The sequence below is a fragment of the Paraburkholderia sp. A1BS-2L genome (genome assembly GCF_051125205.1).
Taxonomy (GTDB): domain Bacteria; phylum Pseudomonadota; class Gammaproteobacteria; order Burkholderiales; family Burkholderiaceae; genus Paraburkholderia.
In genome coordinates, this window is the sequence record NZ_CP120429.1 from 1,841,739 (window position 1) to 1,867,725 (window position 25,987).

Genomic DNA, 25,987 nt, shown 5'->3' on the forward strand with positions numbered 1-25,987 from the left:
CGCGTTCTCAGCCGCCGCTCCTCTTCGCGCAATGCTGATGTGGACCGCGCGACGCTATTTCGAATGCTTCTTCGGAATCTTGGCGCCCGATTTGCGGGCCTGATTCAAGGCGATGGCCACCGCCTGCTTCTGCGATTTGCCGTGCTTCATTTCCGTCTTGACGTTCTTCGAGATGGCTTCGCGGGTTTTTCCCTTGCTAAGTGGCATGATGGTCCTCCTGTGAGAAACACCTGTATTGAGGCATGAGGCGTGCCTGTGTGCCTGCGTGCCTCGCATCGCGGTTCGCGGGGCACCGCCCATTGCTCACAACTCTCCGCGCGCCGCCAGCACACCGATGCGATCGGCCGTGCGGCAGGCCACCGCCTGAATCGTGAGCGACGGATTCACGCCGCCCACGGTAGGAAACACGGACCCATCGCAGATCCACAGATTCGGAATGTCCCAACTCCGGCAATCGGCGTTCACGACGCTCGTGCGGGCGTCGCTGCCCATGCGCGCGGTGCCGTTCAGGTGGCAGGTGTCGTCGTCCTGAGTCCAGATGTCGTGCGCGCCCGCCGCGTCGAGCGCGCGGCTCATGTGGTCGAGCGCATGGCACACGAGACGCCGGTCGTTCTCGCACATCGACCACGTCACGCGCGCGATGGGCAGGCCGAGTGCATCTTTCTCGTCGGCGAGCGTGACGCGGTTGCGTTCCTGCGGCATCGTTTCGCCCACCATCTTCAGCCCGGCCTGATGGTTGTAGCGGCGCATCTCGTCCATCAGCGCGTCGCCCCACAGGCCACGGCTCGTTTGCGTCGCCGCCCACACGAGCGGCAGCGGCCCCTGGCTCATGTAGCAGTAGCCGCCGTGAAAATCCTTGCCCTTGTCCTCGTAATTCCAGTGCTCGGTCAGCGCGAGCGAGGGCGGCCCCTTGTACCAGCGGATCTCTTCGTCCATCGTGCCCCAGGCGGCCTGGTTGGTCTGCACCATCAGGTTCTTGCCGACGAGCCCGGTGCTGTTCGCGAGTCCGTCGGGATAGCGCGCATTCGCGGAGAGCAGCAACAGGCGCGGCGTTTCGATGGCGTAGCCGGCCACCACCACATTGCGCGCGCGCTGGAACTGCCAGCGTCCTTCGCGATGAAAATGCACGCCGCTCGCACGACCCTGCGCGTTGGTTTCGATGCGGCCCACCATCGCGAGGTCGCGGATCTCGGCGCCCGCGCGCACGGCGCGCGGAATCCAGGTGACCAGCGCGCTTTGTTTTGCGTTGGTCGAGCAGCCCGTGACGCAAAAGCCGCGGTAGACGCACTGGTGCGCGTCGCCGCGCGGCGCGGAGAGCGTGGCGAGCGGGGTGGGCGACCAGCCAATCCCGAGCGCCTCGCAGCCGCGCGCGAGCACGAGGCCCGCCGCATTGATTTCGTGCGCGCGGTACGGGTAGCGCGGCCGTTTCGGGCCCCACGGATAGCGCACCGGCCCCGCGATGCCCAGCGCCCGCTCGACTTCGGTGTAGTAGCGCCACATCTCGCGCCAGTCGAGCGGCCAGTCGGCGCCGTAGCCGAGCCGCGTGCGCGCCTGGAACCACTCGGGCCGAAAGCGCAGCGACACCATCGCGAAGTGCACCGTGCTGCCGCCCACCGCCTTGCCGCTGTTGTTGCTGCCGAGCTGCAGCGGATTCTCGCCGTCGCAGATGCGCTCGTCGGTCCAGTAGAGCTTGGTCTGATCGGTTTCGTCGGAGGCGAACTCCTCGAGCGGACGCCACCACGCGCCCGCGTCGAATGCCACGACGCGAAAGCCGGCCTCGGCAAGCCTGCATGCGAGCGTGGCCCCGCCCGCGCCGGTGCCGACGATCGCGAAATCCACCATGTCGTCGGGCGCGTACTCGCGCATCGGCAGCCAGCCGCCGCGCCGGAACACATCCGGCGCCCGGCCGTGCCTGCCGCGCGGCGCTGCGCGCGCGTCAGCGACAGTGCGCACGTCAGCGCACACGCTGGTTCTCCCGGAGCACGGCCGCGCGTGCAGGGGCCTTGCTGGCCTCGTCGGCGTTGCCGGCTGTGTCGTCCTGTTCGGCCTCGTGCAGTTCGACGGCCTCCCACGGGTCGCGCCGATTGAAATAGAGACGCACGTAGCCGCGCGGATTCGCCGGCCCGCCGAAGCCGAGTTCGCTCCAGGCCGCCGGATGCGACCAGTACGCGGCGCTCAGATCGTGCAGCACGCGCTTGGCGAAGAACACGCCGCAAGGCATGCCATGCCACGCTGCGCAACGCAGTTCGCCGTGCTGCATGTGGGTGATCAGCGCAAGGCGGTCGGCGCTGCCGAGGCGGTGAAAGGGTTCGCCCAACGCGGCTTCGCTTTCGGCGTCGAGCGCGGCGAGTCCCGTGTCCCACGCCTCGCGCAACGGCGGCAGGCGCGCGTCGCGAAAGCCGTCACGGCGATCCGCAAGCAGTTTGCCGTCGAGCAGCGCGGCGATCGGCACGGCCGGCGCCATGCCCTCGTGCGGTTCGCCTCCTTCGCGGCATCCTTCGCCGCCTCCTTCGCCGTCCTGCGGGATGATGCACGCACACAGCGCCAGCAGCGTTTGCCAGCGCGCGGCGTCGAGATAGCGCGGCGCGCGAGGCGTCGCCAGACGCGCGTCGATCACGGCGCGCGTAGGCGCATCCCACGATGGCGTGTCGCGCTTGGCGAGCACGTCGTAACCGGGGTAGCGCGTGGTTCGGCTCATCGTTCTGTCTCCCTCATGCGCAGCGCGGCGAGCCCGGCGAGCGCCAGCGCGCTGAACGACGGCGGCGCGGGCAGCGGCGGGCCGGCGAAAAGGTTCTGCGACCAGTTGCGCCAGCCGCCCTGGGCGCGCGCCACGCCTTGCGCGTGAAAGCCCGCACCCGCGAAGCCGAGCGCCGCCGTGATGCGCAGCCACGCGCGCGCGAACGCGCTGGCCCGCGCGGCGTGCCTCGGCGGCGCGAGGGCGGCGTGCAGCAGCAGCGCGCCGCCCACGGGGGCGATCGTGACGGGCGCGTACATCGCCGGATGCTGGTATGCGCCGCGAAAATGCAGCAACGCTGCCTCGGCTGCCGTGCCGATGAGACCCACGCCGGCCACCAGCGCGAGCGCCTTGCCCGCGGGCACGCCGAACAGCCGCGGGTCGTGCTCCGGCTGGTCTCGCAAGGGCTCGGCGACGGCGCCCAGCACGCCGGAGAGCAGCAGTGCGAAAGGCGCGCCCAGCGGCGCGGCGTAAAAGAGGTTGTGCCAGCTCAGTGCGCCAGGACGCTTGGTCACGTTGTAGAGATGGAACGCGGTGCCCGCCGCGCCGGTGGCCGCGCTGCCGATCTGGATGGCGTGGCGCAGGCGCTGCGAGCCGGCGCGCGGGTCCGAGCCGCCGTGCAGCGCCGCCGCGAGCGAGCAGAGCGCGACGCTCGGCGCGAGATACATCGCGCGATTCTCGAAGCCGCCGCGATAGTGTTCCATCGCGCTATCGGCGAGGGTCGACAGCGCGAGCAGCGCAGCGCCGTGGCTGAACGCGCGCGCGGCGGCCACGTGCTTGCCGGACGCGCCCGCGTGCTGCGCATGGCGCAGGTCGCGCGTGGACCAGAGCGCGAGCGCCGTGCCTGCCGCCACGCTGACGATCCCGGTGGCGAGGCGAGCCGCTTGTGTCATGACGTGATCTCCCTGGCCTGTCACCTGTCCGGCGATGGCCGCCGAAGTCAGAGTTCGCGGCCGTCGCCTCCGATCGGCCCCGGCGATTCGGGCGGCACGTCTTCGCCGCGCTTCGCGAGCAGGCCGTTTTCCCAGTACCCGGGCGTGCCGTAGTACTCGTGCACGCTCGTGCTCCACTCGAGATCGGCCATGGCGGGCCAGTGATCCTTGTCGAAACCCGGCGCGAGCTTGACCCGTTCCGCGCTGACGTTCAGCAAGAAGCGCTTGTTGGTGGCATCGAGCGTGAGCGCGGACCAAGGCAGCGCGAGCAGCTTGTCGCCGATGCCGAGGAACCCACCGCTCGACATGACGGCATAGGCGACGCGTCCGCTGGCGACTTCCAGCATGATCTCCTTGATCTTGCCGATCTCCTGGTTATCCGAACTAAATACGCGGTCGCCCTCCAGGGTATTCGCCGCCATGACATAGGGGCCGGGGCCGGCCGCGGTTTCGTTGCCCTCGCCGACGATGCGCGCGCCGGTTTGCCGGGAGTCGGGATTCGAAGCGGGATTCAAAACCATGATGTGCTCCTCAAATGGACGCAAGGGTGCAGGAATCCGCTCGGCGGCCGCCCAGGCATCGGCGGGCCGCCGGACGTAACGGATGTGACAACCGGGGTTTCGCAACCGGCGGGCCCGGAAGGGCGCGCGCGGGCGCGGCACCATCCTTGCGTGCCCACGGTTTGACGATATGAAAAGGAGGGCACCGGGTATGAGCGACCTGTCACTTGTTGCCGTGGTGCGCGAAGAAAACCCTTGCACGCTGGACGCGCGCGCGATGCTCGACGAGCTGAGCGCCATGCTCGCGCTCTATAGCGCGGATGGCGCGCAGTCCCGATTCAGCATCGAGGACGTGCAGCGTTCGCGCAGCGCCTTTGCGGTGGCGCGCACGATCGACGGCCATGCAATCGGCTGCGGCGCCTTGCGGCGCTATTCGTTCGAGATCGCGGAATTCAAGCGCATTTACCGGCGCCCGCAATGTCCGGGCACGGGCGCCGCGATACTGCAGTTTCTCGAAGACGTGGCCGTTTCGATGGGCTACCGGCGCGTCATCCTCGAAACGCGCGCAGCGAATCGCCGTGCGGTGGCTTTCTATCAGCGGCATGGCTACGAAACCATCGAGCCGTTCGGTGAATACATCGGCGCGGCTGGCGTTCGCTGCCTTGGCAAGACGCTCGCGCCGGCACAGTGCTCCTGAAAGCTTCGGCATAGCCGATGCGGCTTCGTTTGCGCAGGCCGATTACCTCCAACCGAAGAAGGAGCCATCATGACCACGATCGCAGAAGTCATGACACGTGAAGCCGACGTGCTACCACCCGAAGCCTCGCTGCAAGAAGCGGCGCAAATCATGGATCGCCTCAACGTGGGTGTGCTGCCGATATGCGACGGCACGCGTCTCGTAGGCATGCTGACCGATCGCGACATCGTCGTGCGCGGCGTATCGGCGGGTGCGGGACCCGAGTCGCCGGTGCTGGAGGCGCTCAGCGACACCGTCGAATGGTGCTACGGCGACGACGACGTGAGCGTCGCCGAGCAGAAGATGGTCAGCCGCCAGATCCGGCGCTTGCCGGTCCTCGACCGCAACCGGCAACTGATCGGCATCGTGTCGCTTGGCGACCTCGCAACCTGGGCGGAGGGCGACCGCTCGTCGGTGCTGCGCGCGGTGTCCTCGCCTTCGCAGCCCGATCGCCGGGGGTAAGCGCGACGCATCGGCGGGGTTGTAGAAGCTACGCGTAAGCCATGAAACGGCATGTGGCGGCGCCGGCCGCCCGCTACGCGGGCCGCGCCGGCGCTGCCGCATCGGTGCATGGTGCGTCATGCGTCATGCGCATGGGCCTGACGCTTGCACGCAGCGGGCATACTGCCTTGCTGGCTGAGGACCCCCATGCCGCACCCGCCGCCCCTCTGTGCCCGCGATGGAACGCTGCCCGCGCCGCGCGGCATGCCGCGTCTCTTCGTGGTCTCGCCGCATCTCGACGATGCAGTGCTCGGCTGCGGCAGCCTGCTCGCGAGGTTTGGCGGCTCGGTGGTCTGCACCGTGTTCGCGGGCGAACCGGCCATTGCGAGATGCACGCCATGGGACGAAGCAAGCGGCTTTCGCGATTCGCACGAAGCCATGCGCGTGCGCTGCCGCGAAGACGAATGCGCGCTCGCTCATTGCGGCGCGAAGCCACTGTGGCTGAGATTCCCGGACGCGCAGTACGGCGCGGCGGCGCGGCCCGAAGCGATCGCCGCGGCGTTGGCCGAAGCGTTCGAGCAGGTTGGCCTGCACGGACGCTATCTGCCCGTGTTCCCGCTCGGGCTCTGGCATAGCGATCACGAATGCGTGGGCGCGGCGTGCCGGCTGCTGCTGCGCACGCGGCGCATGGCCGAATGCATCGCTTACGAGGACGCCATCTACCGCGCCATCCCGGGCGTGCTCGACGAGGGGCTGGCGCGCATTGAAGCGGCGCGGCTGTGCGCCAGCCCATGGCGCCCGCACGCGCTGGGCGCGTCGCCCGGACGATGGATTGCGGCGCTCAAGCGGCGCGCCGTCCTCGCTTACGCGAGCCAGTTGCGCGCGTTCCGCCGCTATCCGCCCGACGCGGCGCGGGCGGAGCGCTACTGGCGTGTCGCGCCTCGCATCTAGTTCTGCTCCAGATCGCATGACGACGCTGACGGCCGCGACAACAGCGACAACAGCGACAACAGCGACAACAGCGACAACAGCGACAACAGCGACAACAGCGACAACAGCGACAACAGCGACAACAGCGACGGCCGCGGCGCGGCGTGCCTGCGCTCCGCGTCGCACACGGCCTCGCGCAGGCGCAGCACGCGTGCGGCGACGGGGCGTCGCCGGCGCGCGGCCCAGCGAATGCCGCGCACGAGCGCGCGCAGATCGTCGCTCGGGCGGGCTTCCTTGCAGGCGCTCGCCAGCGCGCGCCACGTCGCGGCCATGGCCTCGCGGCGCGGCAGCCGCAGCCACGCGACGAGCGCGGCGTTGCGCGCCAGCACGCGCCGGCGCAATGCGCTGTCGCGCACCGGCGAAGGGCGGTGATGCACTTCGAGCGAAGGCGCGTAGGCGATGTCGTAGCCGGCCTGCAGCACGTCGAGCGAGAGCAGCGCTTCTTCTCCGCCGATGAAAAGCTGCGGCTCATAGCCGCCCAGTTCGCGAAAGACGGCGGTGCGAAACACCGCGGCGCCCGCCATGAATCCGGTCAGACGGCGCAGCGGATGGTCGGCGGCCGCGAGCGGGCTCGCGGCCATGCGCTCGCAGGTGGGGTCGAGCGTTCGCGCCTCGCCGACCACCACGCGCGCGCACAGCGTGCCGATGCGTGGATGCCGTTCGAGCAACTCGACCGCATCGGCGAGGGCGCCGGGCTGCCATTCGGTGTCGTCGTCGCTGAACGCGACGTAGCGCGTGCGCACCTGCACGGCGCCCACATTGCGCCCGGCGGCGCCCAGATTGGCTCCGCAGCGCAGCACCCGCAAGCCGGGGCAGACATGGGCAAGCAGTTGCGGCGTGCCGTCGGTCGAGCCGTTGTCGACCACGATGACCTCGGGCCGCTCCGGCAGACGCAGCAGGGCAGTCACCGTGCGCACGGCCTCCGCGCGCCGGTTGCGGGTGAGCACCACCACGCTGATCAAGGGATTGAAGAATCTGTGCTGCACCTTGGCCTCCACGGGTTCGCCGGCATGAGCCGGCTTTCTCGTGCAACCGTCATTCCCGCGGCACCTGGAGCCCTGCAGCAGCGCGTGCAAGCCGGCGCGGCTCGAGCTGACGCTTTCGCGAGGCACACGCGATGCGCTACCTGGACCGTCGCCCATTTCAACACGGAGAAAGTTCATGACCACCAGCACGGATCCCAGTGTCTACAGAGTCACGGAAATCATCGGAACGAGTCCGAATTCGTGGGAGGAGGCTGCAAAGAATGCGGTGGAAGCCGCAGCCGATTCGCTGCGTCACTTGCGAATTGCCGAGGTATGTAAGCTCGACCTCAAAATCGACAACGGCAAGGTCGTGGAATATCGGACCCGGGTGTCCGTGTCGTTCAAATACGAGCACTGAGAAGATCGCGCGGGTGCCCCTCCAGCTCACGGTGAGGGGCGGGTACGATAAATGCGCAATGCGCATGCATGCGCCGGCTGTCGAGTCACGAAGCGGAAATCCAGCAGGCCGAGAATACCGGCCTGACGTCCACATGAAAAAGCCCGTGCTGCTCGACAACCGGCTGGCGGTCGAGGCCCGCTTGCGGCAGGGCCCGCGCCTTGCCGCGAGCGCCGTATCGGAGAGTCAATTGCCGCAAACTTACTTCTACATCAACGGCCCGAGCGACCGCCATTTCCCCGAGCAGGAACTGATCCGCCTCGACAAGGCCGGCTACACCGTCGCGCTCAGCCGTGTAGCGGTCGAGCACGTGGGTCCGTTCGTCGGCACGGAGCAGCGCACGGTGCTCAACGGCTTGTTGCGGCGCGCGGTGCCCGGCGACGAACTGGTCGTGCTGGACCTGGCGTGTCTGGGAAGCGGCGCCAGAGACGTGCTTGCGACGCTGCAAAAATGCCACAAGGAAAAGATTGCCGTGCGCTGCATCGAGTTCGGCAAGCTGGATCTGGCTGGCCATCCGGAATCTCACGCGATCAAGATGCTCGAGGCGGTCGTTCGGCTGGAAGCGCGAACCCGCAGCGAGCGCAGCAGCACGAGCCTGAAGCTCGCGCAAGAGAGCGGACGCTCCACGGGCCGCCCCGGCTCGCTTTCGCCGCAAGACCGGGAGGAGGTTATGGACTTGCTCGCGAAAGGCACGTCGATAAGCGAGATCGCGCGTCGTTTGGGAACCTCTCGTCAAACCATCATGCGCATCCGCGCGTCAACGGTGGCGCCCGACACAGCGGAGAAAAGCAGCGTCTGATGGCCGCCGTCGAACCAGGGGGCACGGCGTTTATTGGAACGGCGCACAGAGACTGTCGAAAGGCGCGGCGATCAGTACACAGGCGGTGAATGCCAGCGCGCCCGTGAAGACGACGGCTGCGGTCGCGCTGCACCACGCAACAAAGCACGCGGACTGGGACTTGCTGTTCGCCTGCGAGGCGAGACGCCGCCAGGCGCGTCCCGTGGCAATCGCGAGCGCCAGGCACACGGCGAACGCCACCGCGGAAACGAAGTCGATGAAGTGCTCGACTTCGTCCCACGGAAGTTCGCCGCTCTGGGTGACGCCGCCTGCGCATGCCGTCGACAAAAGCTCCAGGCACACGACGAGGTGCACCATCCAGATGAGCGGCACGGCGAAGAGCGCGGTCCACGCGGTGGCGCTTTGAATGCGCAGGGCGTGCCGAGAGTATGGAGAATGAGCGGTTTCCATCATCATCGGCCTCTGAGTCAATGCGGCGGCGGGGAGACGGAAGGGCGCGAGGCCACGCCGTCACGGCTCATCGCGCGCATGCGATGTGCCCATGCGGAAGGGGGATGCTTACTGTTCCGGCGCCGCCTGGGGCACGGCTCTGCCAATCTCCTCCAGCAGCATGGCGATTTCCTCCGGACGCGCCGGCTTGACGATGTGATGATCGAAACCCGCCTGCCGCGAGCGCTCGACATCGTCGGGGAGGCCGTATCCCGTCAGCGCCACGAGCACGGGGCGGCGGTTCCCGTTGACGCCCGCCTTGCGGCCTGAAATCCGCTCGGCCACTTCGTAACCGCTCACGTCCGGCAGGCCGAGGTCGAGGATGATGACCTGCGGCCTGAGCCTGTCCGCCATCGCCAGGGCCTGTTCGCCGCAGCTTGCGGTATGCACGTCGTGATGTTCCAGCACGGCGGCCAGGGAGCTCGATGCGTCGTCGTTGTCGTCCACGATCAGGACGCGAAGGCGGCGCGCGGCGGACCCGTTGCCGGCAGGCGGCGCTGGCACCGCGATGCGGGCGGGCGCGTGGCAGACCGGCAGCGTGATCACGAAGCGGCTGCCCTGGCCGCGGCCTTCGCTGGTTGCGTGGATGGTGCCGCCATGCATCGTCACCAGCGACCGGGCTACCGACAGGCCAATGCCCAGCCCGGATTTTCCCTTCGTGCTGTCTTCGGCGGCCTGCTCGAACAATTCGAACATCGAAGCGATGCTGTGCGGCTCCATCCCGATGCCGTTGTCCTCCACGCACACGTGCACTTCTTTGTCCGTCTCGTCGAGGCTCAGCCGGATATGGCCGCCGTCGGCCGTGTATTTCGTGGCGTTGTCGAGCAGATTTGCCAGCACCTGCGTGAGGCGCGTGGGATTGCCGCGCACGAACACCGGGTGGCCGTGCGCAATGCCGTCGACCTCCAGCCGATGGCCGTGCCGGGCCGCTGCCGGGGCGTTGATTTCGATCGCGCGCTCGATGGCGATCCTGATGTCGAACACTTCGCGGCGCAAGCGGATCTTTCCCGCCGAAATGCGCGAAAGATCGAGCAAATCGTCGATCAGGCTGGCAAGGTGTTTTGCCTGTCGCTCGACGACGCCCTGCAGCCACCGCAGCTGCGGCGCCGAAATATCGCGGCGCCGGAGAAAGCTCGCCGCGTTCAGGATGGGGGCGAGCGGATTGCGCAACTCGTGCGCCAGCGTCGCGAGAAACACGTCCTTGCGGCGGTCCGCCTGTTTGAGCTTGTCTTCCGCCTGCACACGGTCGGTGATGTCGGCCAGGGTTCCGGCCACGACTTGCCGCGTCCCCGTCGCATCGAGCAGGCAGCGGGCGCAGATTTCCACATGGCGGCGCTCCTGCGTCTTCAGCCGGCGGATTTCAAACGTGGCGTGCATCTCGTGATGGCCGGCGAATGCCGCATCCAGCGCCTCGTCCAGCCGTGCCGAATCCTCCGGTCTGGCAAGGAGCCCGGTGAACTGGCGGGCGCTGAGCGGCCCGCATTCCGGGGGCTGGCCGGTGATCTCGTACATCCGCTCGTTCTCCCAGACGGCGCTATCCGTCTCGGGGTCCCATTCGAAGATGCCGAGGCCGGCGGCTTCGGTCGCGATGCGCAGTCGTTCCTCGCTGCGGTGCTGCCCGGCCAGGGCGCGGTCACGCTCGCCGATTGCCTCGTTGACACGGCGATCCGCCTGGGACTGAAACTGTGTGATGCCCGTGCGGATCGCGTCGCTGAAAAAGGCCTCGATCGTTGCGTGCGTGGCCGGTTGATGCTGGCGCGAAGGGGCGCTGAGGAAATATTTCCGGACGCTCGCCTGAACGCATCGCTGCAACACGTCGAGCTCGGCGTACAGCTCATCGAGCGCGAACCCCTGTTGCCAGCGTTCCTGTGCATGCCGACGGGCGTCGTTTGCCGCGCGCAGCGCGCTCGCCCGCGGGGATCCGCTTTGCTCCAGCATCGCGCACAGCTCGTCGAACAGCGCCGGCAACTGATCGATCAGGCCGGTGACCGCTTCATGGCTGACCGGCTTGAGGCGGATCCGTTTGCGTACGTCGCGCAGCCAGTGCCGTGTCAGTTGCCGCCGGCGCGCGCAAAGGTATGCCGCGACACGGGCATTCGTCTCCTGAGCATCGTTCATTGTCGTTCATCGTCGTTTAGCGCCTGCGGATCGCGAGGCGGATAACAGGAATGAACCGGTTGCTGCGAACGCAGCTTCAAGCCAGAGCCCGGGGATCGGGGACCACCGCGGAAGGAAGCGGGGTCACCGACAGATTCAACGGCGCCTCGCCCAGCGTTGCGATGATATTGGCCGTGCATTGTGGCCCGGCAATGGCAATGTCGACAGTCATCGATTCCACACCCGTGTTGCGCTCGACGCGCACACTCCAGCGGCAAACTCTTGCGCCATGCCTGGAGAGGCATTGCCAGACCGGAATCACCTGGAGCCTGCCTTGAGTGGCGCGGATCATAAGCCTTTGCATGAGCACGTTGATGTCCCCTTCCTGCGAGTCTTCAGCCGGAAAAAACCCTATTGAAGCATAGGCCAGGGAATGCCGAATGGCAGTCCATGCCGATGTTCGTATATCACGCGTTACGGGCGAATGCGCTGCTCGCGCCGCTGTCGATATTGACGTTCCCGCCCTTGCGGCCGATGCGTCTTTGTGAACCCTTTATGGTTGCAAGCCCGCTTGATGCTTGCCTGCGCAGCGGTTCGCGAGTGCGGCATCGATCGCGTCGAGCCGTTCGAGCAGCGCGCCGGTCTGCGGCTGCAATTGCGGCGCACCGCAAGCGATGGCATTCACGCGGCCGCGCCAATAGTCTGGCGATGTCACGGCCGTTGTGTGCCGGCCGATATTCTCATGCTGAATGAGCTGCTCCAGACGCAGCACCATGGTGCGGATGTGCACCAGTTCGAGCATCGTTTCATCGTGCGAATGCATGGCTTTCCCCAAACGACTATTTTTTTCAGGCGAATGCCGATGCGCCGCCTGGCGTCCGCCCGCCGTGAACTGCAGCAGCGGTGGGTTCGGCATGTTTGTCTCGGTCATGCAAAGCAGGCTATTTTTATAGGTGCGTTGAAGTACTTATCGTCGTCCCTTCGCTGAAAAAAGTACACACTGGCTGCGTGTCCGTAACGTGGCCATTTCGGACCTGCGCAGGAACGCGGGCAAGCGTGCCATCTTCAAGAGGGCGAGGCGTTCTTGGCCGAAGCTGGCGACTGCGCGCGAGGTCATCTCGAGCAGCGGGCACGCAAACCGATAGACATCAAGCGACGTTGACCAACGGGGGGAACCGCAATGGCAACCGAACTGAAGCCCGGCAAGGCAGCGAATCGCCATGGAGGATTTGTCGATGGTTGGAGGACGATATGCGCATTGATCGTTCTCGCGGCATGCCGCCTCGCATGCGCAGGGCCGTTGGCCCCGGCAACCGAAGATGCTGCCCGCTTGCGCGCCACCTACCAGAGCCTGAAACCCCAACTCGACCATAACGCGTTTCATCGCAGGCTGTATCTCGACTCCCGGGAATCGCCCTCCACGGTCACCGGAGAAATCTACGCCGTAATGGACTACCCGTTCGCGACCGTCGACGAGGCCCTGAACGATCCGGCGAAAAGCCCGGCGAACTGGTGCGACGTGTTGATCCTGCATCCCAAATCAAATACTGCCGCGTCTCCGCCGATGGCAGCGGCAACATGCTGACCGTCAACGTCAGCCAGAAGGAAGCCGCCGAAGAGCTGGCCTCCACTTATCGTCTGCAATTCGGCTACGACGCGGCCGTCATGGGCCCGGGATACTTCCGCGTAGGACTCCACGCCGACAGCGGACCCCTGAACACCCGGGATTATCAGATCGTTCTGGAAGCGGTCTCGCTCGGCAGCGATCGCACCTTCCTCCACCTGACCTACGCATATAGCTACGGCACACTCGGGCGCCTTGCCATGAAAGGCTATCTGGCGACTTTCGGCAGCGGCAAGGTCGGTTTCACCAACATCGCGGCGCCCTCCGCGGCACAACCCGAGTACGTCGACGGAGTGCGCGGGCTCGTGGAGCGCAACACGATGCGTTACTACCTGGCCATCGACGCCTGGCTCGGCGAGCCGCCAGGCGCGTCCGGCGCGCGGCTCATGCAACGCCTGAGCCGCTGGTTCAGCGCCAGCGAGCAATATCCGCGGCAGCTTCACGAAATCGATCGATCGCAGTATATGCAGATGAAACAGGCGGAATACCAGCGCCAACAGACGGGGCAGTAACGGATGAAACCGGCGCCGAAGGGTGTCCGGTATGCATCCGTTACGGACATGCCGTGGATCGAAGCGTCCTCATATACTGAATTGCTTTGCCGAGGGCGGCGCGAAGAACCATTTTGCAGGCTCAGCACCGCCCCGAGGGGCTTGCGGCGATCCCCCTTTTTCGCGTTTTTTCACGCTTTTTTCGCACTACTTTTCCCGCTTTTCTCCCGTTCCTTTCCCAATGCGTTCGCAGGAGTCGTTCATGCGGCTGACTATTCTGATCAACGGTTCGGACCCGACCATCAATCACGACTTTGCCGTGCTATGGCTCGACATGGAGCAAAAGCGCTGGTCGCGTGAATCGCACGAAGGCGTGAAGCTGCCGGCGTGGGGCGAGATTCGGGAAATCGATGGCGAGCTGGCGCTCTGCGCTCCCGAGGGTGAACGGCCCCTGTGCGAGATTCGGGGGCTCAACGTGACGCGCAGGCAGGAGATCAGCGCCGCGCAGGGGCGGGCAACGTGGCCATCCGACCCGGCGCAGACGAAGATGCTGGGCTGCTGGCGTTTGCAGGCCGTGGAGCGCGGGCCGATCAATGCAGAGGATTCGCTGTTTGCTGGCCATCAGGCGCTGCGCGCGTGGCGGCCACTGAGCGGCGCGCGGACCGGGCCCGCCGGGAAGCTGGGGAACGACGATGAACCTTCCGGGTAGCGATCTGCGATTGTTGACAGGCTCGATCGTGCTGCTGGCGGCGGCCTTCGGCGCGCTGGCCTGGTACTTCTGCGTGGCCCCGGGCGCGTGGGCGCAGTATCGCTTCGGGGGTCTTCTCGTGGGCGTGCTCGGGCTTGGCGGCGGTGCCTTGAGCCTGTGGGATGCGGTCTGCCGCACGCGGCAGAGCATGATTTCCGGGCTGATGCCGTCCGTCGTGATGTTTGCTGGTCTCGTGGCGATCTATACGGCGCTGGCGCACTTCTGAGCTGCGCAAAGAGGGGGCAAAGAAGGGACGAAGAAAGGCGAAGCAGGGGGCAAAGCGCCACGGCGCAAAGACGAAGAAAAATCTCCATCGGGCACGGCAAATGCGCACTAATACGCTTGCCCTCATGGAGCGAACTTGACTTGCCGTGACTTCATAGCGATTGGTGCGTCGACGGGCGGCGTCGACGTTCTGCGCACTCTGGTATCGCAGCTTCCAGCCGACCTGTGCGCCGCCATCGCGATCGTGCAGCACGTGGGCGCGCACGGAAGCATCTTGCCCTCGCTGCTCGAAGGTGCCGGCCCGTTGCGCGCCGTGCATGCAAGCGACGGCGAAACCTTCGTGCACGGCAGAATCTATGTGGCGCCGCCCGACCGGCACATGCTGGTGGAAGACGGGCATGTGCGGCTCGACGCAGGCCCCAAGCGCAACTTCGCGCGTCCCGCCATCGACCCGCTTTTCGAGAGCGCGGCTGCGGAGATGGGCGGGCGGGTGGTCGGCGTGATCCTGACGGGTTTCCTGAGGGACGGCGTGGCGGGTCTGGCCGCCGTTCACGCTTGTGGCGGGGTCACGATCGTCCAGGACCCGGCCGAAGCGTTCGCCTGCGAAATGCCCATGCGCGCGGAGCCTTATGCGGACTACGTCCTGCCGGTCGCGCAGCTCGCGGGCAGGCTCGTGGCGCTTACGCGCGGGATGCGCGTGGTGTGATGTGCCCGCGGGCCCGCAGCTCGCCCAGGGCGCGCCGCGCGGGCGCAATCAACCCGCAACCCGCAACCCGCAATCAACCGGAAGTACTTTCGCTGTCTCATCGGCCATGGCTGGAGGGATAATGGCGGTCTATGGTGCCTGCGCCCGTGCAGCGGCAGGCACGTTATCTTTCAAAGGACGAGCCAGCTATGGCGAAAAAGCGCGGGCCCAATCTACCTGGGCAGGCGAGGCATCCGGTCGTTGGTATCGGTGCATCGGCTGGCGGGTTGAATGCGCTTCTGGAGTTTTTCGAAGCCTTGCCTGCCCATTCCTCGATGGTATTCGTGGTCGTGGTCCACCTGGCGCGCGACCATGTCAGCGATCTGCCGGAGCTGTTGCAGAAGGCGACCGCCATGCCCGTGCTGGCGGTGACCCAGCCCACGTCCATCGAGCCCGATCATGTTTACGTGATTGCGCCGTCGTTCGAGCTCACGATGGTCGACGATTATTTGCGGGTCGAGCCGACCAGGCCGGACCAGGGGCGCAGGGCCGCCATCGACGTGTTCTTCCGCACGCTGGCGGAGGCGCACCGCGAGCGCGCGATCGGCATCGTGCTGTCCGGCGCGGGCTCGGACGGGGCGGCGGGCCTTGCGCGAATCAAGGAGATGGGCGGCATCACGTTCGCGCAGGACCCCGCCGAAGCGGAATACGACAGCATGCCGCGCAGTGCGATTGCCACCGGCATGGTGGATTTCGTGCTCACCGCGGCGGAGATGCCGCAACGGCTGATGGACCTGTGGCTGACCGCGAAAGAGATTCACCTGCCGAATCTCGAACCCGACGAGCGCGGCGAGGATCTCGCCAACGAAACCGCCGAGCGTGCGTTGCGCGAGATCATGGTGATCCTGCGCACGCGCACGGCGCACGATTTCCGGCATTACAAGCGCGCGACCATCATGCGCCGGATCGAGCGCCGCATGCAGGTGAACGGCATCACCGACCTTCAGTCGTACCGCGACTACCTCCACCTGCATCCGGAAGAAACCCAGGCGCTGCTGCAGGACATGCTGATCAGCGTGACGAACTTCTTCCGCGACAAGGAAGCGTTCGATGTGCTCGAGCGCGATGTGCTGCCGGCGATCTTCGAAGGGCGCAGCGAGGAGGACCGCATTCGGGTGTGGTCAGTCGGCTGCGCGACCGGCGAAGAGGCTTATTCGCTGGCGATGCTGCTGCAGGAGCGCGCGGCCAAGGTGCCCGAGGGCGCCTCCTTCCAGATTTTCGCCACCGACATCGACGAGCGGGCGATCACCCTCGCGCGCACCGGCCTCTATCCCGATGCCATCGTGAACGATCTCACCCCTGGCCGGTTGCGCCAGTTCTTTTCGAAAGACGGCACGCACTATCGCATCAAGAAGGAATTGCGCGAGCACATGCTGTTCGCGCATCACAACGTGCTGAGCGACCCGCCGTTCTCGCGCCTCGACCTGATCTGCTGCCGCAACCTGCTGATCTATCTCGACCGCGAAGCGCAGGTCGAGGTTCTCAAGATGTTTCATTTCGCTCTGCGTCCGGGCGGCATTCTTTTTCTCGGCAGCTCCGAGTCCGCGGATAGCGTCAGCTCGATGTTCAGCGTCGTGGACAAGCGCAACCGCATCTACCGCGCGAACATGGCGGTGCGCGGCGACACGCCGGTTCCGGTCTCGCTTTCCGGGCCGCTCAATGCGCGGCCCGTCGTGATGACGGTGCAGCCGCCCGGCCGCCGGCGCTTCTCGTTCGGCGATCTGCATCAGCGCCTCGTCGAACAGCACGCGCCGCCCAGCGTGCTGGTGAGCCGCGAGTCGGAAATCGTGCATCTGTCCGATCGCGCCGGGCGCTTCCTGCAGTATTCCGGCGGCGAGCCCTCGCATAACCTCATCGCCGCGGTGCGTCCCGAGCTGCGCGTGGAGCTGCGCACGGCAATCTACCAGGCCTTGCACACGAACCGCAGCGTGGAGGCGCGGCGCGTGCGCATCGACCGCGACGGCCGTTCGTATATCGTCAACATGACGACGCGTCCCGTGCACGATCCCGAAGCCAACGCCGACTTCGTGCTCGTGCTGTTCGACGAAGTGGAAGACAGCATGAGCGGGTCGGAATCCGCGCCGGGCGACTCCCAGAAGGACCCGATCATCAGCCAGCTCGAGCGCGAGCTGCAGCGCACCAAGGAGCAGCTGCAATCGACCATCGAGCAGTCGGAAACCTCGACCGAGGAATTGAAGGCGTCGAACGAGGAGCTTCAGGCGATCAACGAGGAACTGCGCTCGGCCACCGAGGAGCTCGAAACCAGCAAGGAAGAGCTGCAATCGATCAACGAGGAGCTGACCACCGTTAACGCGGAGCTCAAGTCGAAGGTCGAGGAAACCGGCAAGATCAACGACGACTTGCAGAACCTGATCGCTGCCAACGATATCGGCACGATCTTCGTAGACCGCAATATTTGCATCAAGCGCTATACGCCGCGCGCCACCGATGTATTCAGCATCATTCCGTCCGATATCGGACGCTCGCTGCTCGACATCACGCATCGGCTCGAATACGACAAGCTCGCCGACGACGCAGCCGAGGCGTTCGACTCGCTGCGCCTCATCGAGCGGGAGCTGAAAAGCAACGACGGCCGCTGGTATCTCGCGCGCTTCGTGCCGTACCGCACGACCGAGGACCGCATCGACGGCGCGGTGCTTTCGTTCATCGACATCACGGACCGCCGCCAGGCCGAGGACCGGCTGCGCGAAGGCGAGCGGCGCATGCGCATCGTGGCCGAGGGAACGCGCGATTACGCGATTATCACGTTCGACGACGATGGCCTCGTCACGAGCTGGAACGCAGGCGCGGAGCGCATTTTCGGCTACACCGAGGCGGAGATGATCGGCCACTCCGCCGATCTGCTCTCGACCGAGGAGGACCGCACCAATAACGTCGCGCAGCGCGAATTCGCCGAGGCGCGCCTGAATGGCCGCACCGAGGAGGAGCGCTGGCACGTGCGCAAGGACGGCAGCCGCTTCTTTGCGAGCGGCGTGCTTTCGCGTCTGGACGCGCCCGGCGTCAGCGGTTTCGCGAAGATCGCGCGCGACCTGAGCGAATTCAGCTCGACCACCTCGAAGGCCCACGGCGCACGCATCGAAGCGGCGCGCGAGGCGGGCGAGCGCGATGCCCAGCGCCGCCGCGACGAGTTTCTCGCCGTGGTGTCGCACGAGCTCAAGCATCCGCTCAATCTGATTTCGGCCAGCGCGGAACTGATCGCGCGCGCGCCCGAGACGCGGCGCAACCTCAATCTCTCGCGCGCCACCGATACGATCCGGCGCACCGTGATCGGCCAGGCGCAGATCATCGACGACCTGCTCGACATCTCGCGCGTGCGCACCGGCAAGCTCTCGGTGGTGCGCACGGCCGTGGACATGCGCGAGATCGTGCAGCGGGTGTGCAACGCCGTGCGCGAGGAAGCGCAGGAGCGCAGCATTGCGCTCAACGTCACGATGAGCGAGGCGCCCGTGATCGTTCACGCCGACCTCACGCGAGTGGAGCAGATCGTCTGGAACCTGATCAGCAACGCGCTGAAGTTTACGAAGCGCGGCGCCGTGAACGTTTCGCTGCAGGTCAACGAGCATGCGGAAGCCGTGTTGAAGGTAGCCGATACGGGCAGCGGGATCGAGCCCGCGCTGTTGCCGCACATCTTCGAGATGTATCAGCAAAGCCGCGACTCGACCATGCGCCGCGCGGGCCTCGGCATTGGGCTCGCGCTGGTGAGGGATCTCGTGACGCTGCACGGCGGCGCGGTGCGTGCGGAGTCGGAAGGCGTCGGACGCGGCACGACCTTTACGGTGACGCTGCCCACGCATCGGGCCCTGGAGCAGGCGCAGGCCGACAGCGACGTGGCCGCCGAATCGCTGCACGGGTTGCGCATCCTGATGGTGGACGACGATCCGACCACCGTCGAAACGTTCAGGCTCCTGCTCGAAGGCGAGGGCGCGACGGTGCAAACGGCCACCAGCGGCGCGCAGGCGCTGGAGATGCTCGATGGGCGCGCGCCCGATGTCGTGCTGTCCGACCTGGGCATGCCGGGCATGGATGGCGTCGAGTTCATCGAAAAGCTGCGCCGGGAGCCGGCAATGAAATCGGTGATCTGCATTGCGCTGAGCGGCTATGGCCACGAGGAGGAAATCCGCCAGGCCGAGCATGCCGGCTTCAACGCCCACCTGAAAAAGCCCGTGCTGCTCGACGATCTGCTGGCGGTCGTGGCCCGCTTGCGGCGGGGCTGACTGCGCGGCTGACTCCGGCGCTGAATCGTCTTGCGGCCTGCGTCGAATCACAGGCCGCATGACGGCGTGAGGGCGTCCCCCCGGTCGCCGGGGAATGGCCTTTGCTGCAAACCGTTTTGCACGGGATGCCGCGGGAAGCGCGCGGCGGGTCGGACATGGCATGAGCATTGCGAAAACCCTGCATCCCACTGCAGGAGTGCCATGTCATGACGACGCGAACGCAAAACAGGATTGTCGTGGTCACGGGAGCCGGCGCCGGCGTGGGCCGCGCCGTCGCCGACGAATTCGCGCGTGCGGGCTACGACGTGGCGATGCTCTCGCGCGAACCCGACCGCCTCGCGCGCGCCGCCGCGCAATTGCGCGGCTACGGTGTGCGAGTGCTCGCAATCCCGACCGATGTGGCCGATGCACAGGCGGTCGAGGCCGCGGCGTCGCGCGTGGAGAACGAGCTTGGCGCGATCGGCGTCTGGGTGAACGTTGCGATGGCAACGGTATTTGCGCCGGTCTCGGCGCTGAGCGCGCGCGACGTGGAGCGGGCCACCCAGGTCACGTATCTCGGCCAGGTCTACGGGACCATGGCGGCGCTCTCGCGCATGCGCAGACACCGTGGCGGCGCGATCGTCAACGTGGGGTCCGCGCTCGCGTCGCGCTCGGTGCCGCTGCAGGCCCCCTACTGCGGCGCGAAGTTCGCGGTGCGCGGCTTCACCGACTCCCTGCGCTCCGAAATCCTGCACGACGGCCTCGACGTGCATCTCTCGCTCGTCGATCTGCCCGCCATCAACACGCCGCAATTCGACTGGGCAGCCAATCGCACGGGCAAGCGCGCGCGGCCTGTTGCGCCGGTCTATCAGCCCGAAATCGCGGCGCGCGCGATCCGCTTTGCGGCCGAGCACCGGCGGCGCACGCTGTGGCTCGGCTGGTCCACGGCGCGCGCGATTGCGGCGGATCTGCTGGCACCCGGCCTGGTCGACCGCTATCTGGCGAGCGCAGGCTATCGCGGGCAACTGACCGACGAGCCGCGCGCGAGCGATGCGCCCGATAATCTCTACGCGCCGGTGCCGGGCGACTTCGGCGCGCACGGCCGCTTCGACGACGAAGCGCGCAGCGCGGGCGCGCCGCTTTTTACCGAGCGCCACGCGCAGGCTTTCAAGGGCGGCGTGGCGCTCGGCCTGCTCGGTCTTTTCGGCATGGCTCTGTGGGGTGCGCGGCGCAATGGAAGGCTGCGGTCGTGACGCGCGCGCGGCCCTCGCAAGGGCTCCCGGTCGGCTCCCCTGAACGAACGGGACCCGCATTTCGGATCGGGCGCGGTTTGTAGCGATTACGCGTAATGCTTGAAGCGGCTCGCGGAAGGCTCGACGAACTGCGTCGCGACGCCTGTTTTTTCCTGGCATACCTGATGAAGCCCGTGCATGAACGGCACGACCGGAGCGTTGCAGCGGAACAGTCCTTGCGCAACAGCACGGCGGGGCATTCTGGGAGAGGCCGATGCTGATGCGCCTGCACTATCGGGCGACGCTGGAGCGTCGCGCCTCGCTTGTCGTGGCGGCCGCGCTGCTGGGCGTGCTCTACGCGGGGAGCACGCTCGTCACGCCGCTCTATCCGCTTTATCAGCGCGCGTTCGGTCTCGCCGACCTGACCGCCACGCTCATCTACGCGACCTACGTGATCGGCAACCTGGGCGCGTTGCTGTTCTTCGGCGGCGTGTCCGACCAGGCCGGGCGCCGTCGCGTGAGCCTGGCCGTCCTTGCGATGGCGGGGCTCAGCACGGTGCTGTTCCTGTGCGCCGTGGATCCGGTGCTGCTGTTCGTTGCGCGCGCAGCAAGCGGACTCGGCATTGGCGTGGGCGCGGCCACCGCGACGGCATGGATCGCCGAGCTGCATCCTTCCGCCGACAAGGCCGGCGCGAGCCGGCTTGCCGCAGCGGTCAATCTGGCGGGCCTCGCGGCAGGCGTGCTGATATCGGGATTGCTCGCGCGCTTTGCTCCCTGGCCGCTTCACACGGTGTTCGTGGTCTACCTGCTCGCGCTCGCCGGCATGGGGGCCTGGGTGGCGCACGCGTGCGAAACCGTGCAGCGCAAGCATGAGCGCGCATTGCAAGGGGCTTCGCCGGCTGCGCTCAAGCCACGGATCGCCGTGCCGCGAGCATTGTGGGGGGCGTTCGTCGCGCCGGCCGTTACCGCGTTCGCCACCTTCGCGCTGCTCGGCTTCTACGCCGCGCTGCTGCCCAATCTGCTCGCGCGCGACCTGCATCTGGGCAGCCCGGCGTGGAGCGGGCTGGTGATCGCCGAGCTCTTCGCCGCGGGTGCGCTGACCGTCGTGCTGGCGCCGCGATTCGCCGCGCATGTCGCCATGTCCGCCGGTTTGTGGCTGCTGCTGCCGAGCCTCGCCATGCTGCTGTGGGCGCAGGCGGCCGCATCGCTCGCGCTGCTGGTCGCCGCGACCGCGCTGTGTGGCGTAGCCACGGCGCTTGGCTTTCGCGGCAGCCTGCAGCAAGCCAATCTGATCGCGCCCGCGAGCCAGCGCGCGGGGCTGCTGGCCGCATGGTTGTTGTGCTGCTACAGCGGCAACGCGTTGCCGGTCGTCTGCATTTCGTTGTTCGCCCTCCGCATCGGGCCGCTGTGGGCCAATGTGGCGTTCGCGGCCTTCGCCGCCGTGCTTGCTTTGGCTGCGCTTGCCGTTGGTGCGCGTCAGCGCCGTTCCCGATAATGCGGCGCTATACGGTAAGGATAACGATCCGCGAAAACGAAGCGGCGCCGTGCAGCAAGGCGTGCGACGCGTCCCCGATTATTGGGCACCCGAGTTGCTCGCATTGGGGTGTCATCATTCGATAGATCGCGGAGGCATTATGCTCAGCACCTTGCTTCTGGTACTCGTCATTCTGTTGCTGGTCGGCGCGTTTCCTGCATGGCCTTATAGCCGCTCGTGGGGCTATGCGCCATCCGGCACGTTGGGAATCGTACTCGTCGTTGTGCTGGTGCTCGTGCTGACGGGAACGATCTAGCCTCACCGGAACCGCATTTCATGGCATGCGTGTCCGGCGGGCTGACGCCTTCTGGACCACGCCCTGGCAACAGGATGGAAATCGCCGGCGGACAAGCGGCTAGACCGGATCAAGGCCGCCGGGCAGGTTGTCAACGCTTCGTTGCCTGGTCCGTCAGCTCTGCCGTGCGCCTGGCCGACTTCGCCGCTGCGGTTGTGGCCATGTCGACGTTAGTGCGTGCGGCCTCGAGCGCCTGCTGTCCGGTTTGCTGCAGCGACCCGTAGAGCCCGTTGACGGCGGTGATGGCCGAATCGAGCGCTGCCACGATGGGCCCTGAGCCCTGCGGAGCGCTTTGCGCGAAGTATTGCAGCCATGTTCGCGTCCGCTCGCCGTATTCCTCCAGTTGTGCCTGCGCGCAGCGCGCATAGATGCCTTGCGTTGCGGCCGCAATATCGAGCCACTGGCGGTTATAGTCCTGCACCTGCCGCGCAGCAGGGGCGGCGAAAGTGTCCTGCAGCGTCATCCATTCGGACGGCTCCTTGGTGGACATCGCCTGCTGCGAGAAGTCGTGCGTGGCGCAGAGCAGGGAGCGGGTCGCCTGCATGTTCAGGTGTACTAGCTTGTCGATGCCGTCGGCGAACGCGTTGCCGAGTTCGATGAACATTTCGACCCGGGATTGCTGCATGTTGGAAACCAACTCCTGGACTTGCATGATGAGACTCCTTTCGGGGAAGGCATGCGGGGGGCAGGAACGTGAAAACGTGTGCGGGAGAGCGCTCAGTGTTCTGGTCGCATGGACTGAAGCAGCGAGTCTCCGTCGTTGGTCAGCCAAAGCCGATGGATGCCCGAGGCCAGTTGCTCCATTGCGACGAGTTGGCGTTCGAGCAAGGCGTTCAGATCCTCACGGCCGAGATCGATCTGGTCCGGTGAATCCTTGACTAGCATGAGAGTAGCGAATTCGTGGGGGCTGAGCATGTCTGTCTCCAATATTCGGACTGGTTTTTTTTCAATCCTGGTAATAGCTCACTGCAAAAACATCACGAACGATCGGTAACGGAATCCGGGTTCGTGAATTCGATAGGGGCGTCGAGGAATCATGATCAGGGAGGAGCATTATGCAATGGCATTCGCTGCTGCAAAACGCCCGTATAGCGATCTTTACGGACACCCCACCGTTCACGATCTTGCGGCGGGCCGCTCATCGAACGATGCCCCTTGCATCGGACTCGTCAGTGTTGATGAAACCCGCCTGCTGGGCGGCGTTCGCTCGCGAGAGTAGTCGACGTGCGGCACGGCTCGATGCATCGACGCCCAGCGCGTAGGCCGCGTTATCCCTCGCGCAGCCCCACTGTCCATCGCGGGCGCACAGCCGGGCATAGGCGAGCAGGTAGGCGCGCTCATGTTCCCTCGAAACGAGATCTGCCCGCATCTGCTGCGCTTCGTGATTGCCGGGCTGCACGGCAAGCGCTGCGGCGATGTTCTTGCGCGCCGCCCAAAGGTTGTTCCTCGCGAGATTGAGATGCCCGTGGCGAAGACTGTCGGCGAGGCGCAGGTGCGAGCCTGTTTGAGCCTTGCGCGTCACGGTGAGCTCGGCTCGCGAGCCGGCGGAATGCTCGATGCCGCCCGCATGGGCGGCATCGAATGATTCCGTTACGGGACGGTCGTGCAGTACCGACGCGGGCATGGCGTATTCCGTGCCGTTCGATGTGCCGGGCGCCGCAACGGCGAACACGCGCGGCTCCGTGGCTAGCGGTGCTGCCGCAATTTCGAGAGCCCGTTCGTGTCGATGGCGAAGCGAAAGCCCCAAGGCGGTGAACAGGAGCGCAAACGCCAACGCACATGTAAACGCGTAATAGGGCGTTGCCGAACGATACGCGGCGGCTTCGCGCAAGCTCGCGCCGAGCGGGCTCGCGCCACACACAGGGCAGCAATCCGTGGACTCATCGAAAGGGGTCCCACACGAGGGACATGGCAGCGGCCCGAGGTTACCCCGGCGCATTGCATTGAACATGGGAACGCTCCGACGATAGACCTCTGCAACAGCAGACGAGTGCAGCAAGACGAGTGCAGCAAGACGAGTGCAGTATAGAAGCCGGCATCGCGACAGGCGTTGTCCGTAACGATCAGATTTCGAACATCGCTTGCCGGCCATGGCCAGGGCGGAAAAGCAGCTTGGCTCTGCCCTGGTATGACGAAAGTGGTATCGCTTCGCGGCTACTTGAAATCGCGCGTCTCCAGCTCCACCGACTGAGCGTGGTTTTTCTCGAGCACCTCACGTGTCGCTCGCTCGATCCTCGGACGATTGGCGTCGAAGGCGCTCACCAGCGCATGCGCCGAAACGTCCGAGTTGCCGAAGCGGTCGTTGAGCGCATCGAGCGACACGCTGCACCATACGGCGCGGCCGTCCACTACCGCCTCGAATGCAACCCGCGAAGCCGATACGGCATGACGGCGATTCGTGAATTCGATCTTCATTGCGATCCTCCGTGGTTTTTGCGCGCGTGAATCGCGCTTTGCGGGTTTTGCGGGTTTTGCGGGCTTTGCGGCTCCAGGCTCACGATGACATCGGTATGCCCGCCGTTGGGGTCGGGAACGTGCACGTGGCCGCGTATCTCGACGCGATAGCCAGGCAAGGTGCCGATACGCGGCACGGGGCCCACGGTGCGGCTGTCGAAACCGCCTAGCCCGTCCGCCTGAACCGCCACGTGATTTTCCAGTGTCGCGTTGGAGGTAATGATGTTGTCCCTGCGACCCTGTACGTTGCGTCGTGCTTCGAGCGTCTTGCCATCGGCATCGACGGTCGTGCCGCTCGCGGCGGTGCCGGCCACCTCCACGCTGCGGATTCTGCGGCTGGCGTCGGCCACGGGGTCGGACGCGCGTTCCTCGGGCGTCTGCGCAGGCATGCGCTCAGCCATGTCTTGCTTCGGAAGTTGTATGGTGCGTGGCATGCGGGCCTCCTGGGTTGAAAATGGGGTGCTGAGGTTGCCGCATCGCGCGTTCCGCGTTTTTCGCGGGGCGCGTGCCCGACCGGCGGTGACCGCTCGCAGGACCTCTTTCGCCAAGGGGAGCGGCGCTTTTCGATCCTCGCGACGCTTCGCGGACGGCACGCCTGCTGTGCGCATCGGCTGCCCGCGTCGAAGGCGCGGCTGCGCTAGCCGCGGCCGAGGAGCGCGCGGGCCCGGCGCAGCGCTTGCACCATTTGTTCACGCGCGCGCTCCCTCGCGTCGGGAGTCGGCGCGCGCAGCACGTACGACGGGTGCCACGTGGCCAGCACGGCAAGCTCGCCAACGTGCGCCGTGTGCTCCATATGCGTGTTCAGGCGCGCGTGCGGATCGTGGAGAATCGCGCGCAACGCGGTGGCGCCGAGCGCGACGACCACTTTTGGCCTGACGCGCGCGAGTTCGCGCTCGAGCCAGTATGCGCAGGCCTCGACTTCGCGCTGCGCCGGCGTCTTGTGCAAGCGGCGCTTGCCGCGCAGCTCCCACTTGAAATGCTTGACCGCATTGGTCACGTACACCGTCTCGCGGCCGATGTTCGCCGCTTCCAGCACGGCATCGAGCAATTGCCCCGCCGGACCGACGAAGGGCAGGCCGGCCTGGTCTTCCTTGTCGCCGGGCTGCTCGCCCACGAGCATCAGGGTGGCCGGACTGCCGCCCGCGCCGGGCACGGGCTGGGTTGCGTCGCGCCAGAGCCCGCAGCGCCGGCACTCGTCGAGCGAGGCCGGCTGCTGGTGCGGATCGACCTCATCGGCGCGTCGCGTGCGTGACGGCGGCGTGGTTCTCGTCATCGAAGGGGACTC

28 protein-coding genes and 1 pseudogene are annotated in these 25,987 nt (G+C 66.4%); 13 read left to right on the forward strand and 16 right to left on the reverse strand.

The features are described from left to right. Nucleotides 1–54 precede the first annotated feature (54 nt). The 5 genes from P5W98_RS23220 to P5W98_RS23240 all read right to left on the reverse strand — a co-directional run bounded on the left by P5W98_RS23220 (nucleotide 55) and on the right by P5W98_RS23240 (nucleotide 4,187). The gene (locus P5W98_RS23220) at nucleotides 55–207 is read right to left on the reverse strand and encodes a DUF6496 domain-containing protein (RefSeq protein ID WP_167556472.1); all 153 of its coding nucleotides are present in this window, start codon (nucleotides 205–207) and stop codon (nucleotides 55–57) included. A gap of 96 nt (nucleotides 208–303) precedes the next feature. Then, nucleotides 304–1,965 carry a GMC family oxidoreductase gene (locus tag P5W98_RS23225; RefSeq protein ID WP_421025771.1) on the reverse strand — a complete coding sequence of 554 codons (1,662 nt, stop codon included), beginning with the start codon at nucleotides 1,963–1,965 and terminating at the stop codon, nucleotides 304–306. Further along, a complete protein-coding gene (locus P5W98_RS23230; protein WP_421025770.1) occupies nucleotides 1,955–2,698 on the reverse strand; it encodes a gluconate 2-dehydrogenase subunit 3 family protein in 744 nt (247 codons plus the stop codon). The genes P5W98_RS23225 and P5W98_RS23230 overlap by 11 nt, the downstream gene beginning before the upstream one ends. Beyond that, nucleotides 2,695–3,627, reverse strand: a complete 933-nt coding sequence (locus P5W98_RS23235) for a hypothetical protein (RefSeq protein WP_421025769.1) — start codon at nucleotides 3,625–3,627, stop codon at nucleotides 2,695–2,697. Before P5W98_RS23235 ends, P5W98_RS23230 begins: the two co-directional genes overlap by 4 nt. Nucleotides 3,628–3,674: 47 nt before the next feature. Further along, nucleotides 3,675–4,187: a PRC-barrel domain-containing protein gene (locus P5W98_RS23240; protein ID WP_421025768.1), complete on the reverse strand. Its 513-nt coding sequence runs from the start codon at nucleotides 4,185–4,187 to the stop codon at nucleotides 3,675–3,677. A 190-nt stretch (nucleotides 4,188–4,377) separates the two neighbouring features. Here P5W98_RS23240 and P5W98_RS23245 point away from each other — a divergent pair, with 190 nt between their 5' ends. From P5W98_RS23245 to P5W98_RS23255, 3 genes are all read left to right on the forward strand, one after another. Next, entirely contained in the window at nucleotides 4,378–4,863 is a 486-nt protein-coding gene (locus tag P5W98_RS23245) for a GNAT family N-acetyltransferase (protein WP_421025767.1), read from the forward strand. A 69-nt stretch (nucleotides 4,864–4,932) separates the two neighbouring features. After that, on the forward strand, nucleotides 4,933–5,364 hold the full coding sequence (locus P5W98_RS23250; RefSeq protein WP_421025766.1) for a CBS domain-containing protein: 432 nt from the start codon (nucleotides 4,933–4,935) through the stop codon (nucleotides 5,362–5,364). Between the two features lie 243 nt (nucleotides 5,365–5,607). Then, nucleotides 5,608–6,294: a PIG-L family deacetylase gene (locus P5W98_RS23255; protein WP_421073330.1), complete on the forward strand. Its 687-nt coding sequence runs from the start codon at nucleotides 5,608–5,610 to the stop codon at nucleotides 6,292–6,294. Here the strand turns inward: P5W98_RS23255 and P5W98_RS23260 are convergent. Further along, nucleotides 6,291–7,319 (reverse strand): glycosyltransferase family 2 protein, encoded by a 1,029-nt coding sequence (locus tag P5W98_RS23260; RefSeq protein ID WP_421074003.1) that lies wholly within the window; start codon nucleotides 7,317–7,319, stop codon nucleotides 6,291–6,293. The two genes, P5W98_RS23255 and P5W98_RS23260, sit on opposite strands and share 4 nt — an antisense overlap. 175 nt (nucleotides 7,320–7,494) lie before the next feature. Here P5W98_RS23260 and P5W98_RS23265 point away from each other — a divergent pair, with 175 nt between their 5' ends. Beyond that, nucleotides 7,495–7,716: a dodecin family protein gene (locus tag P5W98_RS23265; RefSeq protein ID WP_421025763.1), complete on the forward strand. Its 222-nt coding sequence runs from the start codon at nucleotides 7,495–7,497 to the stop codon at nucleotides 7,714–7,716. Nucleotides 7,717–7,861: 145 nt separating this feature from the next. Further along, nucleotides 7,862–8,554, forward strand: a complete 693-nt coding sequence (locus P5W98_RS23270; protein WP_421025762.1) for a helix-turn-helix domain-containing protein — start codon at nucleotides 7,862–7,864, stop codon at nucleotides 8,552–8,554. Nucleotides 8,555–8,584: 30 nt separating this feature from the next. Here P5W98_RS23270 and P5W98_RS23275 read toward each other — a convergent pair whose 3' ends face one another. The 4 genes from P5W98_RS23275 to P5W98_RS23290 form a co-directional block, all read right to left on the reverse strand. Further along, nucleotides 8,585–9,010 carry a hypothetical protein gene (locus P5W98_RS23275; protein ID WP_421025761.1) on the reverse strand — a complete coding sequence of 142 codons (426 nt, stop codon included), beginning with the start codon at nucleotides 9,008–9,010 and terminating at the stop codon, nucleotides 8,585–8,587. A 102-nt stretch (nucleotides 9,011–9,112) separates the two neighbouring features. Continuing rightward, nucleotides 9,113–11,161 carry a hybrid sensor histidine kinase/response regulator gene (locus P5W98_RS23280; protein WP_421025760.1) on the reverse strand — a complete coding sequence of 683 codons (2,049 nt, stop codon included), beginning with the start codon at nucleotides 11,159–11,161 and terminating at the stop codon, nucleotides 9,113–9,115. A 76-nt stretch (nucleotides 11,162–11,237) separates the two neighbouring features. After that, the gene (locus tag P5W98_RS23285; RefSeq protein ID WP_421025759.1) at nucleotides 11,238–11,492 is read right to left on the reverse strand and encodes a hypothetical protein; all 255 of its coding nucleotides are present in this window, start codon (nucleotides 11,490–11,492) and stop codon (nucleotides 11,238–11,240) included. 201 nt (nucleotides 11,493–11,693) lie between these two features. Beyond that, nucleotides 11,694–12,056: a hypothetical protein gene (locus P5W98_RS23290; protein ID WP_421025758.1), complete on the reverse strand. Its 363-nt coding sequence runs from the start codon at nucleotides 12,054–12,056 to the stop codon at nucleotides 11,694–11,696. A gap of 264 nt (nucleotides 12,057–12,320) precedes the next feature. On the opposite strand from P5W98_RS23290, the pseudogene P5W98_RS23295 reads away from it, so the two are divergent. The 8 genes and pseudogenes from P5W98_RS23295 to P5W98_RS23330 all read left to right on the forward strand — a co-directional run bounded on the left by P5W98_RS23295 (nucleotide 12,321) and on the right by P5W98_RS23330 (nucleotide 22,209). Continuing rightward, nucleotides 12,321–13,276: pseudogene (locus tag P5W98_RS23295) on the forward strand (hypothetical protein). 241 nt (nucleotides 13,277–13,517) lie between these two features. Continuing rightward, complete coding sequence (locus tag P5W98_RS23300; protein WP_421025757.1) at nucleotides 13,518–13,964, forward strand: DUF3564 family protein; 447 nt, start codon at nucleotides 13,518–13,520, stop codon at nucleotides 13,962–13,964. Continuing rightward, nucleotides 13,948–14,229, forward strand: a complete 282-nt coding sequence (locus P5W98_RS23305) for a hypothetical protein (RefSeq protein ID WP_421025756.1) — start codon at nucleotides 13,948–13,950, stop codon at nucleotides 14,227–14,229. The genes P5W98_RS23300 and P5W98_RS23305 overlap by 17 nt, the downstream gene beginning before the upstream one ends. 135 nt (nucleotides 14,230–14,364) lie before the next feature. Continuing rightward, the gene (locus tag P5W98_RS23310; RefSeq protein ID WP_421025755.1) at nucleotides 14,365–14,934 is read left to right on the forward strand and encodes a chemotaxis protein CheB; all 570 of its coding nucleotides are present in this window, start codon (nucleotides 14,365–14,367) and stop codon (nucleotides 14,932–14,934) included. A 188-nt stretch (nucleotides 14,935–15,122) separates the two neighbouring features. Beyond that, nucleotides 15,123–19,208: a CheR family methyltransferase gene (locus P5W98_RS23315; protein WP_421025754.1), complete on the forward strand. Its 4,086-nt coding sequence runs from the start codon at nucleotides 15,123–15,125 to the stop codon at nucleotides 19,206–19,208. Nucleotides 19,209–19,414: 206 nt separating this feature from the next. Beyond that, nucleotides 19,415–20,440: an SDR family oxidoreductase gene (locus tag P5W98_RS23320; RefSeq protein ID WP_421025753.1), complete on the forward strand. Its 1,026-nt coding sequence runs from the start codon at nucleotides 19,415–19,417 to the stop codon at nucleotides 20,438–20,440. A 253-nt stretch (nucleotides 20,441–20,693) separates the two neighbouring features. After that, nucleotides 20,694–21,914 (forward strand): MFS transporter, encoded by a 1,221-nt coding sequence (locus tag P5W98_RS23325; protein ID WP_421025752.1) that lies wholly within the window; start codon nucleotides 20,694–20,696, stop codon nucleotides 21,912–21,914. Nucleotides 21,915–22,053: 139 nt separating this feature from the next. Further along, nucleotides 22,054–22,209, forward strand: coding sequence for a DUF3309 family protein (locus P5W98_RS23330; protein WP_421025751.1), 156 nt, complete (start codon nucleotides 22,054–22,056; stop codon nucleotides 22,207–22,209). A 130-nt stretch (nucleotides 22,210–22,339) separates the two neighbouring features. Here P5W98_RS23330 and phaP read toward each other — a convergent pair whose 3' ends face one another. The 6 genes from phaP to P5W98_RS23360 all read right to left on the reverse strand — a co-directional run bounded on the left by phaP (nucleotide 22,340) and on the right by P5W98_RS23360 (nucleotide 25,975). Next, nucleotides 22,340–22,900: a TIGR01841 family phasin gene (gene phaP / locus P5W98_RS23335; RefSeq protein ID WP_421025750.1), complete on the reverse strand. Its 561-nt coding sequence runs from the start codon at nucleotides 22,898–22,900 to the stop codon at nucleotides 22,340–22,342. 65 nt (nucleotides 22,901–22,965) lie between these two features. Then, complete coding sequence (locus P5W98_RS23340) at nucleotides 22,966–23,163, reverse strand: hypothetical protein (RefSeq protein ID WP_421025749.1); 198 nt, start codon at nucleotides 23,161–23,163, stop codon at nucleotides 22,966–22,968. A gap of 223 nt (nucleotides 23,164–23,386) precedes the next feature. After that, nucleotides 23,387–23,920 carry a hypothetical protein gene (locus tag P5W98_RS23345; protein ID WP_421025748.1) on the reverse strand — a complete coding sequence of 178 codons (534 nt, stop codon included), beginning with the start codon at nucleotides 23,918–23,920 and terminating at the stop codon, nucleotides 23,387–23,389. Between the two features lie 482 nt (nucleotides 23,921–24,402). Further along, nucleotides 24,403–24,663 (reverse strand): DUF1488 domain-containing protein, encoded by a 261-nt coding sequence (locus tag P5W98_RS23350; RefSeq protein WP_421025747.1) that lies wholly within the window; start codon nucleotides 24,661–24,663, stop codon nucleotides 24,403–24,405. Continuing rightward, nucleotides 24,660–25,136, reverse strand: a complete 477-nt coding sequence (locus P5W98_RS23355) for a DUF3005 domain-containing protein (protein WP_421025746.1) — start codon at nucleotides 25,134–25,136, stop codon at nucleotides 24,660–24,662. The genes P5W98_RS23350 and P5W98_RS23355 overlap by 4 nt, the downstream gene beginning before the upstream one ends. Before the next feature lie 203 nt (nucleotides 25,137–25,339). Continuing rightward, nucleotides 25,340–25,975, reverse strand: a complete 636-nt coding sequence (locus P5W98_RS23360) for a UdgX family uracil-DNA binding protein (RefSeq protein WP_421025745.1) — start codon at nucleotides 25,973–25,975, stop codon at nucleotides 25,340–25,342. Between the last annotated feature and the right edge of the window lie 12 nt (nucleotides 25,976–25,987).

What these genes read in the sequence shown, in the direction of transcription:
- P5W98_RS23285 (WP_421025759.1), bottom strand. Translation starts at nt 11,492, where the DNA reads ATGATCCGCGCCACTCAAGGCAGGCTCCAGGTGATTCCGGTCTGGCAA.
- P5W98_RS23220 (WP_167556472.1), bottom strand. Translation starts at nt 207, where the DNA reads ATGCCACTTAGCAAGGGAAAAACCCGCGAAGCCATCTCGAAGAACGTC.
- P5W98_RS23350 (WP_421025747.1), bottom strand. Translation starts at nt 24,663, where the DNA reads ATGAAGATCGAATTCACGAATCGCCGTCATGCCGTATCGGCTTCGCGG.
- P5W98_RS23265 (WP_421025763.1), top strand. Translation starts at nt 7,495, where the DNA reads ATGACCACCAGCACGGATCCCAGTGTCTACAGAGTCACGGAAATCATC.
- P5W98_RS23280 (WP_421025760.1), bottom strand. Translation starts at nt 11,161, where the DNA reads ATGAACGATGCTCAGGAGACGAATGCCCGTGTCGCGGCATACCTTTGC.
- P5W98_RS23320 (WP_421025753.1), top strand. Translation starts at nt 19,415, where the DNA reads ATGACGACGCGAACGCAAAACAGGATTGTCGTGGTCACGGGAGCCGGC.
- P5W98_RS23235 (WP_421025769.1), bottom strand. Translation starts at nt 3,627, where the DNA reads ATGACACAAGCGGCTCGCCTCGCCACCGGGATCGTCAGCGTGGCGGCA.
- P5W98_RS23275 (WP_421025761.1), bottom strand. Translation starts at nt 9,010, where the DNA reads ATGATGATGGAAACCGCTCATTCTCCATACTCTCGGCACGCCCTGCGC.
- P5W98_RS23305 (WP_421025756.1), top strand. Translation starts at nt 13,948, where the DNA reads ATGAACCTTCCGGGTAGCGATCTGCGATTGTTGACAGGCTCGATCGTG.
- P5W98_RS23290 (WP_421025758.1), bottom strand. Translation starts at nt 12,056, where the DNA reads ATGCCGAACCCACCGCTGCTGCAGTTCACGGCGGGCGGACGCCAGGCG.
- P5W98_RS23250 (WP_421025766.1), top strand. Translation starts at nt 4,933, where the DNA reads ATGACCACGATCGCAGAAGTCATGACACGTGAAGCCGACGTGCTACCA.
- P5W98_RS23300 (WP_421025757.1), top strand. Translation starts at nt 13,518, where the DNA reads ATGCGGCTGACTATTCTGATCAACGGTTCGGACCCGACCATCAATCAC.
- P5W98_RS23325 (WP_421025752.1), top strand. Translation starts at nt 20,694, where the DNA reads ATGCTGATGCGCCTGCACTATCGGGCGACGCTGGAGCGTCGCGCCTCG.
- P5W98_RS23355 (WP_421025746.1), bottom strand. Translation starts at nt 25,136, where the DNA reads ATGCCACGCACCATACAACTTCCGAAGCAAGACATGGCTGAGCGCATG.
- P5W98_RS23245 (WP_421025767.1), top strand. Translation starts at nt 4,378, where the DNA reads ATGAGCGACCTGTCACTTGTTGCCGTGGTGCGCGAAGAAAACCCTTGC.
- P5W98_RS23230 (WP_421025770.1), bottom strand. Translation starts at nt 2,698, where the DNA reads ATGAGCCGAACCACGCGCTACCCCGGTTACGACGTGCTCGCCAAGCGC.
- P5W98_RS23255 (WP_421073330.1), top strand. Translation starts at nt 5,608, where the DNA reads ATGCCGCGTCTCTTCGTGGTCTCGCCGCATCTCGACGATGCAGTGCTC.
- P5W98_RS23360 (WP_421025745.1), bottom strand. Translation starts at nt 25,975, where the DNA reads ATGACGAGAACCACGCCGCCGTCACGCACGCGACGCGCCGATGAGGTC.
- phaP (WP_421025750.1), bottom strand. Translation starts at nt 22,900, where the DNA reads ATGCAAGTCCAGGAGTTGGTTTCCAACATGCAGCAATCCCGGGTCGAA.
- P5W98_RS23315 (WP_421025754.1), top strand. Translation starts at nt 15,123, where the DNA reads ATGGCGAAAAAGCGCGGGCCCAATCTACCTGGGCAGGCGAGGCATCCG.
- P5W98_RS23340 (WP_421025749.1), bottom strand. Translation starts at nt 23,163, where the DNA reads ATGCTCAGCCCCCACGAATTCGCTACTCTCATGCTAGTCAAGGATTCA.
- P5W98_RS23240 (WP_421025768.1), bottom strand. Translation starts at nt 4,187, where the DNA reads ATGGTTTTGAATCCCGCTTCGAATCCCGACTCCCGGCAAACCGGCGCG.
- P5W98_RS23330 (WP_421025751.1), top strand. Translation starts at nt 22,054, where the DNA reads ATGCTCAGCACCTTGCTTCTGGTACTCGTCATTCTGTTGCTGGTCGGC.